The sequence below is a fragment of the Pseudorhodoferax sp. Leaf265 genome, from assembly GCF_001422365.1.
Classification (GTDB): Bacteria; Pseudomonadota; Gammaproteobacteria; order Burkholderiales; family Burkholderiaceae_C; genus Pseudorhodoferax.
The window spans coordinates 408,131-421,052 of sequence record NZ_LMMT01000034.1; the positions used below are offsets into that span (position 1 = coordinate 408,131).

Annotated in this window: 14 protein-coding genes; 9 read left to right on the forward strand and 5 right to left on the reverse strand. The window is 68.6% G+C overall.

Features of this window, described 5'->3' with window-relative positions; genetic code table 11:
* Nucleotides 1-4: 4 nt before the first annotated feature.
* Genes ASF45_RS23475 through ASF45_RS23485 form a run of 3 tightly spaced genes read right to left on the reverse strand, consistent with a single transcriptional unit; the run spans nucleotide 5 to nucleotide 3,063 of the window.
* Complete coding sequence (locus tag ASF45_RS23475; RefSeq protein WP_056668708.1) at nucleotides 5-1,042, reverse strand: FliG C-terminal domain-containing protein; 1,038 nt, start codon at nucleotides 1,040-1,042, stop codon at nucleotides 5-7.
* Nucleotides 1,026-2,720, reverse strand: coding sequence for a flagellar basal-body MS-ring/collar protein FliF (fliF, locus tag ASF45_RS23480; RefSeq protein ID WP_056668711.1), 1,695 nt, complete (start codon nucleotides 2,718-2,720; stop codon nucleotides 1,026-1,028). The genes ASF45_RS23475 and fliF overlap by 17 nt, the downstream gene beginning before the upstream one ends.
* Nucleotides 2,721-2,736: 16 nt before the next feature.
* Nucleotides 2,737-3,063, reverse strand: a complete 327-nt coding sequence (locus ASF45_RS23485) for a flagellar hook-basal body complex protein FliE (RefSeq protein ID WP_235581011.1) — start codon at nucleotides 3,061-3,063, stop codon at nucleotides 2,737-2,739.
* A gap of 254 nt (nucleotides 3,064-3,317) precedes the next feature.
* Here ASF45_RS23485 and ASF45_RS23490 point away from each other — a divergent pair, with 254 nt between their 5' ends.
* On the forward strand, nucleotides 3,318-4,592 hold the full coding sequence (locus ASF45_RS23490) for a hybrid sensor histidine kinase/response regulator (protein ID WP_156473153.1): 1,275 nt from the start codon (nucleotides 3,318-3,320) through the stop codon (nucleotides 4,590-4,592).
* Here the strand turns inward: ASF45_RS23490 and ASF45_RS23495 are convergent.
* A complete protein-coding gene (locus tag ASF45_RS23495) occupies nucleotides 4,513-5,415 on the reverse strand; it encodes a response regulator (protein WP_082551228.1) in 903 nt (300 codons plus the stop codon). The two genes, ASF45_RS23490 and ASF45_RS23495, sit on opposite strands and share 80 nt — an antisense overlap.
* Before the next feature lie 243 nt (nucleotides 5,416-5,658).
* On the opposite strand from ASF45_RS23495, the gene ASF45_RS23500 reads away from it, so the two are divergent.
* The 8 genes from ASF45_RS23500 to ASF45_RS35570 all read left to right on the forward strand — a co-directional run bounded on the left by ASF45_RS23500 (nucleotide 5,659) and on the right by ASF45_RS35570 (nucleotide 12,680).
* Nucleotides 5,659-6,528: a FliM/FliN family flagellar motor switch protein gene (locus tag ASF45_RS23500; RefSeq protein ID WP_063887757.1), complete on the forward strand. Its 870-nt coding sequence runs from the start codon at nucleotides 5,659-5,661 to the stop codon at nucleotides 6,526-6,528.
* Between the two features lie 15 nt (nucleotides 6,529-6,543).
* On the forward strand, nucleotides 6,544-6,897 hold the full coding sequence (locus ASF45_RS23505; protein WP_056668725.1) for a FliM/FliN family flagellar motor switch protein: 354 nt from the start codon (nucleotides 6,544-6,546) through the stop codon (nucleotides 6,895-6,897).
* Between the two features lie 17 nt (nucleotides 6,898-6,914).
* A complete protein-coding gene (gene fliP, locus ASF45_RS23510; protein ID WP_056668728.1) occupies nucleotides 6,915-7,676 on the forward strand; it encodes a flagellar type III secretion system pore protein FliP in 762 nt (253 codons plus the stop codon).
* Between the two features lie 84 nt (nucleotides 7,677-7,760).
* Nucleotides 7,761-8,033, forward strand: a complete 273-nt coding sequence (fliQ, locus tag ASF45_RS23515; RefSeq protein ID WP_056668732.1) for a flagellar biosynthesis protein FliQ — start codon at nucleotides 7,761-7,763, stop codon at nucleotides 8,031-8,033.
* Between the two features lie 4 nt (nucleotides 8,034-8,037).
* Entirely contained in the window at nucleotides 8,038-8,811 is a 774-nt protein-coding gene (gene fliR, locus ASF45_RS23520) for a flagellar biosynthetic protein FliR (protein WP_056668735.1), read from the forward strand.
* Nucleotides 8,811-9,944, forward strand: a complete 1,134-nt coding sequence (locus ASF45_RS23525) for a flagellar biosynthesis protein FlhB (protein WP_056668738.1) — start codon at nucleotides 8,811-8,813, stop codon at nucleotides 9,942-9,944. Before fliR ends, ASF45_RS23525 begins: the two co-directional genes overlap by 1 nt.
* A gap of 47 nt (nucleotides 9,945-9,991) precedes the next feature.
* Nucleotides 9,992-12,040 carry a flagellar biosynthesis protein FlhA gene (locus tag ASF45_RS23530; protein ID WP_369802160.1) on the forward strand — a complete coding sequence of 683 codons (2,049 nt, stop codon included), beginning with the start codon at nucleotides 9,992-9,994 and terminating at the stop codon, nucleotides 12,038-12,040.
* A gap of 124 nt (nucleotides 12,041-12,164) precedes the next feature.
* Entirely contained in the window at nucleotides 12,165-12,680 is a 516-nt protein-coding gene (locus ASF45_RS35570; RefSeq protein WP_156473154.1) for a hypothetical protein, read from the forward strand.
* 27 nt (nucleotides 12,681-12,707) lie between these two features.
* Here the strand turns inward: ASF45_RS35570 and ASF45_RS23535 are convergent.
* Nucleotides 12,708-12,922: integrase core domain-containing protein (locus ASF45_RS23535; protein WP_156473155.1), on the reverse strand; the 215-nt coding region annotated here is incomplete at its 5' end.

Genomic DNA, 12,922 nt, shown 5'->3' on the forward strand with positions numbered 1-12,922 from the left:
GCGGTCACTCGACGGTCGCCTCGGCGAACAGCTGGATCTCGATCTCGCCGGCATCGGCGAGCGCCTTGACCTGGGCCATGATCTCCTTGCGCGTCTGCTCCACGCGCGACATCGGCACCGGGCCGGCGCGGCGCAGGATGTCCTGGAAGCTCTGCGCCTGGCGCTTGGGCATGGTCTGCAGGATGGCGTCGCGGATGCTGGGCTCGGCGCCCTTGAGCGCGATGGCCCACTGCTCCAGCGGCACCTCTTCCAGCAGCCGCGTGAGCACCACTTCGGTCTGGTTGGACAGGATGAAGAAGTCGTACATGCTGGCCTCGATCTTGGAGACCAGCTCGGCGTCGTGCACGCGCAGCGCCTCGATCATCTGGCGCTTGTCGCCCGGCAGGCGGTTCAGGATCTCGGCGACCTGGCGCGTGCCCTCGACGGCGGCGCTCTGCGTGCCCATCTCGTCCAGGCAACGGCTGACGATCTCGTCGAGTTCGGTCAGCAGCTCGTTGTCGATCTCCTGCAACCGGGCCATGGCGATCAGCAAATGGTCGCGGTCCTGCGCGGGCAGGTTCTCGATCACGCTGCCGGCCTGCGGCGGCGGCAGGAAGGACAGGAACACGGCCTGCATGCGCACATGCTCGTGCGCGATGCGCTCGGCCAGCCACTTGGGCGCGGCCCATTGCAGGCGCTGCATCTTGGGCCGGATGGCGTCGCCATAGATGCTGTTGAGCACGCTGCCGGCGATCTGGCTGCCCAGGGCCAGGTCGAGCGAGCGCTTGAGGTAGCTGCGCGAGGCGCCGTGCACGCCGCTTTGCTCGCGGTAGTTGTCGAAAAAGCGCGTCATGGCGTGCTTCACCGCCTCGACCTTGATGCCCGACAGGCGCGACATCACCTGCGTGACCTCCAGCAGCTCCTCGCGCGAGAGGTGGCGCAGCACGGCCGCGGCCGGCTCCTCGCCCATGCACAGCAGCACGATGGCCGCCTGCTCGATCGGGCTGGAAGGGGCGGGCGCCGGCACTTCGGCCAGCGCGGTGGACTCATTCAGGTCGGCCATGCTTTTGCACCCACTGTTTGACGACTTCGGCGACGCGTTCGGGCTCCTTGGCGGCCAGCACGCGCAGGTGGTTGACCATCACGTCCACCGGCGAGCCGGGCGGCGGCAGGTCGTAGTCCTCCAGCAGCGGGACCACCGGGATCTGGGCGCCGGCCGCCGGCGGCAGCGCCGCCATGGCGGAAGGCGCCGCCTGCGGGCCGGTCAGCGCAGCCAGCGGCGGCGTGTCGGCGTCTTCGCTGCGCCGACGCGGCGTGGCCGGCTTCGGTGCCAGGTGCTGTTGCACGCTGCGCAGCAATGGGCGCGCCAGCAGGAAGTAGGCGAGCAGGCCACCCAGCAGCCACGCCACGGGCGTGGCGTACTCGTAGATGCGGTCGGGCTGCTTCCACCACGGGGCCATCTCGGGCGGGGCCGTGAAGGCCAGCGCCGACACGGCCAGCTTGTCGCCGCGCTCGGCGTCGATGCCCAGGCCGTTGCGCAGCACGCCTTCGATGCGCGTGAGGTCCTCGGCGCTCCAGCCGTTGCCGCCGGGCGCGGCGGCGTTGTTGAGCACCACCGCCACGTTCAGGCGCGCGAGCTGGCCGCGGGCATGGCGGATCTGGCGGATCTGGCGGTCGTAGGCGTATTGGCGCGTGGTGGCGTTGCGGCGCGCAGTGGCGTCGTTGCCGGCGTTCTGGGCGTTGGCCTGCGCCTGCGCGTTCGGGTTGGGATTGGCCGGCGGAGGCGGGCGGTTGGACAGCGAGCCCGGCACGCCCAGCGCAGCTTGCGAGCGGTCCTGCTCGTCGCGCACGGCCTCGGAGGTGATGCGCGGGTTGTCGCCCAGCTTCTCCACGGTCTCGTCGATGCGGTCCTCGCGCACCTCGGCGGTCACGCTGGCCTTGAAGTTGTCCAGGCCGACCACGGGCCCCAGCAGCTCGCGCACATTGGCCAGCGTGGCGTCCTGGTGGCGGCGCGCGGCGTCGCCCCCGCCCACGGCGTCGAAGCCCTGGCTCAGGTCCACGCGCGAGGACAGCAGGTTGCCGGCTTGGTCCACGAGGCTCACGCGCTGCACGTCCAGGCTGGAGACGCTGCCGGCCACCATGTTGACGATGGCGGCGATCTGCTCGGGCGCCAGCTTGCGGCCGGGCTTGAGCGCCAGCACCACGGAAGCCGAGGCCTTCTCGCCGTCGCCCAGCACGAAGGAGGTCGAGCGCGGCATCGACAGGTGCACGCGCGCCGATTCCACGGCGTCCAGCGTGCGGATGCTCTGCGCCAGCTCGCCCTCCAGGCCGCGGCGAAAGCGCACGTCCTGCACGAACTGGCTCACGCCCAGCGGGTCGCTCTTGTCCATGAGCTCCAGGCCGGCCGGCAGCTGGGCCGTCACGCCCTTGGCCGCCAGCAGCATGCGCACACGGCCGAGCTGGCTGCCCGGCACCAGCACCTGGCCGCTGTCGGGGTGCAGGCGGTAGGGCACGCCCTCGGCATCGAGCACGGCCATCATGTCGGAGGCCGCGATGCGCTCGCGCGCGCCGAACACGGGCTTGTAGCCGGCCTCGTCGCGCCACAGCAGCATCATCACCACGGCCGTCAGGCCGACGGCCAGCAGCAGGATGGGCAAGAGCGAGCGGGACAGCCCGGCCGGCAAGGTCGGCATGCCGACGTTGCGCAGGTTCTGGACTCCGGCCTTCAGGGTGGCGATCACGTGGCGGTCCCGGACGTCAGATCGGCAGCTTGACCAGGTCTTCGACCGCGGTCACGACCTTGTTGCGCACCTGCATGAGCATGGAGAACGACAGGCTGGCCTGCTGGCTGGAGAGCATGGCGCCGACCAGGTCGTCGCTCTGGCCGCTGTCCACGGCCGCCATCTGCTGGCCAGCCGCGTGGTCCTGCGTGTTCACGCTGTTCACCGCGTCGCGCATGCGCTGCGCGAAACCGCCCGCGGCAGCGGGTTCGGGGCCGTCGTCGGGCGCCTGGGGCAGAACGTTCTGGAGATCTGCAGCCTGCGCTTTGATGTGTGCCAGATTCGCAGCAATTGCGTTGTTCATGTTGTTTGCCATGACGCATTCCCTCAGCGTTGCGTTGAACTCAATACCTGAGTGTTGAGTATTTCGCACCATCATAAGGCTATTTTTTGCACTTTCGTGATTTTTACGCACATCAAGTCTCAAAGTGCTACCGAACACTGCCCCTGCGTTAGTAAATTCAAACACTTGCCGTCGTTTCTTGAGGCAGCGCTAGGATGGCGGCCTCGTCGCGTTCCATGACCTTCTGTGGAACAGCGCGCAACAGGGAGTGATGCTTGGACTGGAGCAAGTGGATGGGCGGGGCGCTGCTGGTGCTGGCGGCCGGGGTGCTGCTGGTGATCGCGGTGCTGCGGGTGCGCGAGGCACGCAAGGCGCTGCATGAGGCCCGCTCGGCGCTGACGGCGCGCAACCAGTTCCTGGGGATGATGGCCCACGAGATGCTGACGCCGCTGCAGACCATCGTGAGCTCGGTGGAGCTGATCGAGCTGGGCGGCAAGGTACCGCAGGGCGACGAGACCTTCCGCCGGCTGCGCCGCAGCGCCCAGCAGCTGGAGGCGCAGATGAACGACACGGTGGAGTTCGCGCGGCTGTCGGGCGGGCGGCTGAAGGTCTCGCCCACGCTGTTCCAGCCCGACCTCATGATGGAGCTGATCGCCGCCGAGTTCGACGAGGCGGCGCGCGAGCGCGGCGTGGTGCTCAAGGTGCAGATCGATCCGCAGCCCTGTCCGCGGGTGGTGACCGACCCGGCGCGGCTGCGCCAGATCGTGGCCAACCTGGTCTCCAACGCCGTCAAGTACGCCAGCCCGGGCGAGGTGGTGTGCTCGATCCAGGTGCGCGAGGCGCAGCGCGAGGTGACGGTGGCCGTGATCGACCAGGGACCGGGCTTCGACACCTCGGTGAACATCTGGGAGCCGTTCACGCGCGGGCGCGACCACGTGCAGATGGGCAGCGGCCTGGGCCTGGCGGTGGTCAAGCTGATGGCCGAGCTGCTGGGCGGGCGTGCCTTCGCGGTGAGCCGGCCGGGCGAGGGCTCGGCCTTCACGGTGCGGGTGCCGGCCGAGGTCGAGGCGCGCACGCGCAGCGCCGTGGCGCAGGGCGACGGCCGGCACCTGCGCGTGCTGGTGGTGGAAGACGACCCGGACGTGCGGGCCAGCCTGCATGCCATGCTGCTGGCCCTGGGCGCGCAGGCCGACCTGGCCGATTCGGTGCGCGAGGCCCGGCTGCTGCTGGACACCGACCGCTACGACGGCGTGCTGCTGGACCTGCGCCTGCCCGACGGCTCGGGCTATACCGTGGCCGAGCACGCGCGCCGGCTCGGTGCACTGAATGCGGAGACGCCGCTGGTGGCCTTGTCGGCCTACCACGAGGCCGATGCCACCGCCGATGCGCTGTTCGCTGCCAAGTTCGACAAGCCGATCAGCGCGGGCCGCCTGCGCTCGGCGCTGGCCCTGTTCGGCGGCGGGTCCGGAACTAGCGGCTGGCCTGCGCTTGCTCCAGCAGCTGACGCAGCTGGGAAATCACCAGCGCCAGGCGGAACGGCTTCTCAATGACGGGAACGCGCAGCGTGGTGGCGACCTGCACGATGTCGGCCTCGCCGGCATGGCCGGCGGCGATGGCGCCGGTGGTCAGCAGCATGGGCACCGAAGGCTGGGCGCGGCGGATGGCCTGCAGCACCTGGTTGGCGGTCTGCCCGTTGAGCCACCAGTCCATGAGGTAGCCGTCGAACGGCGCCTCGGTCGCGCGACGGGCGAGCTCGGCGGACGAGCCGAACAGCTCGACGCGGTAGCCCGACGCTTCGAAGGCGTCCTTCATGTTGGCGGCCAGGTCCCGCGAATCCTCCAGCACCGCGATGCGCGGCAGCGCCCGCTGCGAAGGCGTGACCACCAGCTGCAGCACGCGCCGGCGTTCGGCGTTGTGGGTGGCCGCGCCGTAGGGCTGGACCAGCCATTCCGCGCCCTGCTCGGTGGCCACCAGTTCGCAATGCTCGCCAGGCTGCAGGGGGGCGCCCAGGGTGACCTTGCAGTTCAGCGCCAGGGTACCGATCAGCACGCGCGCGTCCTGCACGTCGCCATCGACACGCGGTGCTGCCAGCGCGGGCTCGGCGCTCAGCAGGGCGCTGATGTCGACGTGGAAATGCTGGGCCAGCGTCTGCAGGTCGCTCGCGGAGAACGATGCGTCCTGGAACTTGCGAAAGGCCCCGGAGCGCGAGAGCCCCAGGATCAGCGCCAGCTGCGACGCGTGCTTGTGCCGCGGCAGCCCCTGCTCCGAGAAGAAGTCGTGCAGCCGGCGCGCGACCACGCTGTCCTCGCCCTCGTCGGTGCTGTCGTCTTCTGGCGCGAGGCTGAGGCCGGGCAGAGGTTTGCTCACTTGCATGGTGTGGCGACGAAAGGGCTTGAAACTGGATTAGGCGGCAAAAGTGCGCGTTAAATTAATGTGCCACGAAAAGTGATTAGAAATAGTGGACAATTTCCCAGGCCGCGGTAAAAAATGTGAGAAAAGCGCATCTAACTTGTCCTGCCTGTAGCAACAGCGGCGCGGCCGCAGGCCCTGCGCGAGGGCAGGAGGCGTTGCCGATTGTGCACATGGTTGCATCCGATCTACGTGGGAACTTGAGCCATGTCCGTGTCAGACGTTAGTCCTTCCGAGGCACACCGTGTGCTGGACCCGCGCACCCTGGGGCGCCCGATGCATCTGCTGGGGGCGTTTGCCGAACGGTTCGGGGCCGATGTGTCGGAACTGTTGCGCCAGGGGCTCAACCGGCGCTATGCCATCGGCCTGCAGGTGGACGGCACCGGCATGCGCCAGCGCCAGCACAACGAGGAGCCGGTGCGCTGGAACGTCTACGCCTGTCCGTCCGGCCGCATCGGCATGGCGGTGCCGCGTGCGCTGGTGCTCAAGCTGCTGCTGTACCGCTACGGCGGCGGCGAGGCGGCGCCGGTCGAGCCCGGCGCGGTGGCGGTGACGGCCAGCGAGGAGCGCCTGGCCACCCGGCTCGGCCAGCAGCTCGCCCTGGCGCTGGCGCGCCGCATCGATGCCGGGCTGCCGCCCGTGGGCGTCGCGGCGGAGCCGGCCCTGGCCGATCCGGCCGTGCCCTTCCATTCCGAATCCGCGCTGCCCACCGGCCTGTGGCAGCTGAACCTGACGCTGGTCGAAGCCGACAGCGGGCAGCGCCACGAACTGCGCTTCAGCCTGGACGATGGCTGCATGCACCGGCTGCTGGACCGGCTGGGCCGCGGCCGCACGCTGGCACGCGAGGGCGCCGCCACGCCGGGGCTGCCGCTGGCGTCGCGGCTCAAGCTGCGCCTGACGGCGCGCCTGGTGCAGCAGCGGCTGCCGCTGGGCGCGATCCTGGATCTGCAGCCGGGCAGCGTGCTGCCGATTCCGCAACCCACCGCCGTGGTGCTGGTCAAGGACTCGCCCTTGTTCAGCGCCAGCGTGGCCGAACACAAGGGGCGCCTGTGGCTGACCGCGTTCCAGGACCTTTGAATTGAAAGACAGACCATGACCGACAAGCCAGACACCAACGACGTGGACGCGTTGCTGGGCGACCTGACCGTGGATGCAGGCGCCGCCGAGGCGCCTGCCAAACCGCGCCGCGACCTCTCGCTGATGTTGCGCAAGATCCCCGTCACGCTGACGCTGGAGGTCGGCTCGGCCGACGTCTCGCTGGACCAGCTCATGGGGCTGGAGCACGGCAGCGTGGTCGAGCTCGACGCACTGGCCGGCTCGCCGCTGGTGATCAAGGTCAACGGCACGGCCATCGGCCGCGCCGAGGTGGTGGTCTCGGGCGAGAACTACGGCCTGAAGGTGCTGGAGCTGTCGGACCTGGACCTGCTCTCGCTGGACACGCCCTGAAGCGCAGGGCACATCCCATGACGATGCTGAGCGCTTGGCGCCTGTGGCGGAACCGGGCGCTGGCGCCGGTGCTGCTGGCCCTGGCCGGCGCCGCGAATGCGGCCGAGATCCCGCTGCTGTCCGCCGTGACGGGCAGCGCGCAGACCGACTACACGGTCAAGATGCAGGTGCTGGTCATCATGACCCTGCTCGGGCTGCTGCCCGTGCTGGTGCTCATGTGCACGAGCTTCGTGCGCTTCGTGATCGTGCTGTCGCTGCTGCGCCAGGCGCTGGGCCTGCAGCAGGGCCTGCCCAACCGCATCGTGACCGGCGTGGCGCTGATCCTGACCATTCTCGTGATGCGCCCGGTCGGCGAGCAGCTCTGGGAGCGCGCCTTCGTGCCCTACGACGAGGACCGCATCGGCCTGCAGCAGGCGCTGGTGGAGGCCAAGGAGCCGCTGTCGCGCTTCATGCTCGCGCAGACCAGCAAGGCCGCGCTGCAGCAGGTCAGCCAGCTGGCACGCGAGCCGGCCGTGGCCGAGCCCTCGCAGCACGCCTTCGCGGTGCAGCTGGCGGCCTTCGTGCTGTCCGAGCTCAAGACCGCGTTCCAGATCGGCTGCATGCTGTTCATCCCGTTCATGGTGATCGACCTCGTCGTCTCCTCGGTGCTGATGGCCATGGGCATGATGATGCTGTCGCCGCTGGTGATCTCGCTGCCGCTCAAGCTGCTGCTGTTCGTGCTGGTGGACGGGTGGACGCTGACCGTGAACACGCTGGTGACCAGCGTGCGGGCCTTCTGACCATGCCTCCACGCTCATCGCTTCGCGTATCGCTGCCCCCCGAGGGGGCGCTTCAGTGCCTTCGGGCGGCCGGGCGGCACTGAGATGCTCACGCCGGACGTCGCCGTCGACCTGGTCAGCGCCAGCCTCAAGCTGGTGATGCTGCTGGTGGCCGTGCTGGTGCTGCCGGGCCTGATCGTGGGCTTCGTGGTGGGCATCTTCCAGGCCGCCACGCAGATCAACGAGCAGACGCTGAGCTTCCTGCCGCGCCTGCTGGTCACTCTCTTGGCCATCATCCTCACGGGCGGCTGGATGGCCTCGCAGCTCATGGATTTCTGCGTCGAGGTGTTCCGCCGCGCAGCGGCGCTCGTGGGGTAACCCCTTGGAAGGCGTCTTCACCACGCTGCTGGCCGAGCTGTCGGCCTGGTGGTGGCCTTTCGTGCGCGTGCTGGCCATGCTGAGCGCCGCGCCCATCGTCGGTGACACGTCTGTGCCGCTCACGGTGCGCGTGCTGCTGGCCATGGTGCTGGCCACCATCCTGCTGCCGGTGGCGGCGCCGGCCGTGCCGATCGCCGCGTTCTCGCTGCACGCGCTGGCGGCCACGGCCGAGCAGGTGGCCATCGGCGTGGTGCTGGGGCTGGCGCTGCACTTCGTGATGTCGGTGCTGCTGGTGCTGGGCTACATGGTGTCTTCGCAGATGGGGCTGGCCATGGCGCTCATGAACGACCCGCTGTCGGGCGTATCGTCCGACGTGGTGTCCAGCCTGCTGTCCATCCTCGGCATCCTGGTGTTCTTCTCCATCGATGGCCACCTGGTGCTGGTGCAGGTGATCGGCAAGAGCTTCACGCTGTGGCCCGTGGGCGGCGGGCTGCGCATGGGCGCGCTGCAGGCCGTGGCGTTCAACGTCTCGTGGGTGTTCTCGGCCGCGCTGCTGCTGGCCCTGCCCATCGTGTTCGCGACCATGGTGGTGCAGATCGGCTTCGGCTTTCTCGCGCGCGTGGCGCCGCAGCTCAACCTGTTCGCGCTGGGCTTTTCGGTGATCACCATCTTCGGCCTGTTCATGCTGGCCATGCTGGTGCGCTTCATCCCCGAGCACTACCTGCGCATGACGCGGCAGGTGCTTCTCATGCTCGAGCAGACCTTCGGAGCGCGCTGATGGAGCAGGGCAGTTCGTCCGCCGACAAGAGCGAGAAGGCCACCCCGCACAAGCTGCGCAAGGTGCGCCAGCAAGGCCAGGCCGCGCGCTCCAAGGACGCGGTGATGGCCGTGGGCATCGTGGCCAGCCTGACGCTGGCCTACTGGCTCGCGCCCGGCTGGCTGCAGGACATGCGCCGGCTGTTCAGCGGCGGCCTGGCGGACCTGGCCGGCACCGGCACGCTGGAAAGCACCTGGTCCACGCTGTTCCGCGATGCCGGCTGGCTCACGGTGCGCATGGTGGCGCCCTTGCTGCTGGTGCCGGTGCTGCTGCTCGTGGCCTCGCTGCTGCCGGGCGGCTGGGCCGTGTCGGTGGAGAACCTGCAGCCCAAGCTGGAGCGGCTGAACCCGGTCAGCAACCTGGGGCGTTTGTTCACCGGCAAGCACATGGCGGGCGTGGCCGCTTCCATCGCCAAGTCCGTGCTGCTGTGCGTGGTGCTGTGGTTCGTGTGCACCGGCAGCGCGCAGCAGTTCCTGCGGCTGCAGGCGCTGCCGCTGCCCGAGGCCATCGCCCAGGGCGTGGGCCTGCTGCTCTCGGGCGTGACGGCCATGGTGCTGGTGTTCGTGCTGTTCGCCTTCATCGACCTGCCGGTGCAGGTGTTCTTCTTCCTGCGCGGCCAGCGCATGAGCAAGCAGGACGTGAAGGAAGAACACAAGAGCACCGAGGGCCGGCCCGAGGTGAAGAGCCGCATCCGCCAGCTGCAGCTGCAGATGGCGCGCCGCAGCCTGAACAAGACCGTGCCGCAGGCCGATGTGGTGATCGTCAACCCCGAGCACTACGCCGTGGCGCTCAAGTACGACGAGCAGCGCGCCCAGGCGCCCTTCGTGCTGGCCAAGGGCGTGGACGAAATGGCGCTGTACATCCGCCAGCTGGCACGCACCCACCACGTGGAGGTGGTGAGCCAGCCGCCGCTGGCCCGCGCCATCTACAAGACCAGCCAGGTGCAACAGCAGATCCCGATCGCGCTGTACGGCGCCGTGGCCCTGGTGCTGAACTACGTGCTGCAGCTCAAGGCCTTCCAGGCCGGGCGGCGGCCGCATCCCCCGGGCCTGCCTGCCAGGCTGCCCATCCCTGATTCGCTCGACACGCCATGAAGTTGACTCTCGCCGACCTGCTCGCCGCGCTGCGCCGCACCCGTGCCATGGCACCTGTGCTGGTGCTGGCCCTGCTGGCCATGATCATCCTGCCGATGCCGCCGCTGGCGCTGGACGTGCTGTTCACGTTCAACATCGTGCTGTCGGTGATCGTGATCCTGGTGGCCGTGTCGGTGCAGCGGCCGCTGGATTTCTCGGTCTTCCCGACCATCATCCTGGCCACCACGCTGCTGCGGCTGGCACTGAACGTGGCCTCCACGCGTGTGGTGCTCCTGCACGGCCACGAAGGCACACATGCGGCCGGCCAGGTGATCGAATCCTTCGGCAACGTGGTGATCGGCGGCAACTTCGTGGTCGGGCTGGTGGTGTTCGTGATCCTCATGATCATCAACTTCATCGTGGTGACGAAGGGTGCCGAGCGGATCTCCGAGGTCTCGGCCCGCTTCACGCTGGACGCGCTGCCCGGCAAGCAGATGGCGATCGACGCCGACCTCAACGCGGGTTTGATCAACCAGGAGAAGGCGCAGCTGCGCCGGCGCGAGGTGGCGTCGGAGGCCGACTTCTACGGCGCCATGGACGGTGCCAGCAAGTTCGTGCGCGGCGACGCCATCGCCGGCATCCTGATCCTTTTGATCAACATGGTGGGCGGCGTGGCCATCGGCGCGGTGATGCACGACCTGAGCTTCGGCGAGGCCTTCCGCACCTATGCGCTGCTGACCATCGGCGACGGCCTGGTGGCGCAGATCCCGGCGCTGCTGCTGTCGTCCGCAGCGGCCATCGTGGTCACGCGCGTGAGCGACGCGGGCGACCTGCAGACCCAGATCGGCCAGCAGCTGCTGGCCTCGCCGCAGGCCTTGTACAGCGCGGCCGGGCTGATGCTGGTGCTGGGGCTGATCCCGGGCATGCCCTGGGCCAGCTTCATCGGCTTTGCCGCGGTGCTGACCTATGTGGCCTGGCGCATGGCCAAGCGCCAGGCCCTGCCCCAGGCGGGCGCCGACGCCGGTGTGCTGGGCGCCGCGCTGCTGACCGCCGAGCCACCGGCCGAGCTGGACTGGCGCAGCCTGCCGCGCGTGGACGCGCTGACCGTGGCCCTGGGCTACCGGCTGGTGGCCATGATGGACCAGGGGCAGGGCGCGCCGCTGGTCAAGCGGCTGCAGGGCCTGCGCCAGAGCATGAGCGAGAGCCTGGGCGTGCTGCTGCCGCCCGTGAGCGTGCGCGACGACCTGGGCCTCAAGCCCACGCAGTACACGGTGCTGCTGCGTGGCAGCGTGCTGGCGCGCGCCGAGCTGCAGGCCGACCGGCTCATGGCCGTGCCCTCGCCGCAGCTGTACGGCCAGGTCGACGGCGCGCCCGGCGTGGACCCGGCCTACGGCCTGGCGGTCGTCTGGATCGAGCCCGACCAGAAGGCCCATGCGCTGGGCCTGGGCTACCAGGTGGTGGACGGCCCCAGCGTGATCGCCACCCACGTGAGCAAGCTGCTGCGCGAGAACCTGCCCGAACTCTTCAACCACGAGGACGCCGGCGAGATCATGGAACGCCTGGCCGGCCAGGCGCCGCGCCTGGCCGAGGCGCTGGGCAAGGCCATGACGCATGTGCAGCTGCTCAAGGTGTTCCGCACGCTGCTGGCTGAGAACGTCTCGCTCAAGGACATCGTGCCCATCGCCACCAGCCTGCTGGAGACCGCGGAGGCGACCAAGGACCCGATCTTGCTGGCGGCCGAGGTGCGCTGCGCGGTGCGCCGCCAGATCGTCGAGCAGCTGGCTGGGCAGCGCAGCGAGCTGCAGGTGTTCAGCCTCACGGGCGACCTGGAGAACATGCTGCTGGGCGCGCTGAACCAGGCGCGCCAGGGTGGGGCCAAGGTGGCGCTGGACAACTTCCCGGTGGACCCGAACCTGCTGTCGCAGCTGCAGACGCACATGCCACTGGCGCGGGACCAGATGAAGCAGCAGGCGACGCCGCCGCTGCTGCTGGTGATGCCGCAGATCCGCCCGCTGCTGGCGCGTTATGCGCGGCTGTTCGCGCCCGGGCTGGCGGTGCTCTCGTACAACGAGATTCCGGAGCAGCGGGAGGTGAGCATCGTGGGGACGGTGGGGTAGGGGCGCGCCGGAAGCTGGCATCCGCAAGACTGGGGAAGATCCCAGGGCTGGGATTTGTAACTGGCGCGGGTTTTGTCGGTTTTTTTAGTAGGGTTGCCCTTCTGGTTGGACACCGAAAACTGGCATGAAATCAAAAACTTACGTGCTGAGCCGCGGGCGTGATATCACGACGGCGGCTGTGATATCTCGTGTTTGCGTGCGTGATACAACAAGTTGGGCAGCACACATGACCGCTCGTATCCGCACGTACCTAGCCCTGTTCCTTGCTACGTTTGCTCAGTTCGCCTTCGCGCAGTCAGAGCCGCCTGCAAGCGCGCCTGTCACATCGCCAGCAGCGGGGATCGGATATTCAACAGTGCAAGACGCACTGGTCGCCCTGAAGGCAACGCCTGGAGTTCAGGTCGACATCACCAAGCCAGATGGCTGGGTGATCGTCAATGAGCCGGGCAACATCCAATGGTCGTTCACGCCAAGTACGCATGCCGCATATCCTGCTGTGGTTCGACGTGCCATCAAGATCAATTCTGGAGGTGAGGTCTACATCGAAATGTCAGCTCTGTGCCAAGCCGAGAAAGCGCCGTGCGACAAACTGATCGAAGACTTCAAAGGGCTCAACGAGCAGATGCGCAATTCCATCTGATGTTGCCCCCGTATTCCCGGTCCCGCCCTATTCGCAATAAAGCGCCTGGTCGGCTGCGGTGGCCTGCTGCCGCCTGAACTCCCGAGGCGAACGCATTTTCAGCGACGAGTGCGGATGCACCTCGTTGAAGTGCKCGAAGGCCGCTGGCAGTTGCGCGAGCACCGTCCGCGCGTCACGCAGGTCCATTCGGGCCACGTAGTCGCGCTTGAAGGTGTTCACGAAGCTCTCGGCCATGCCGTTGC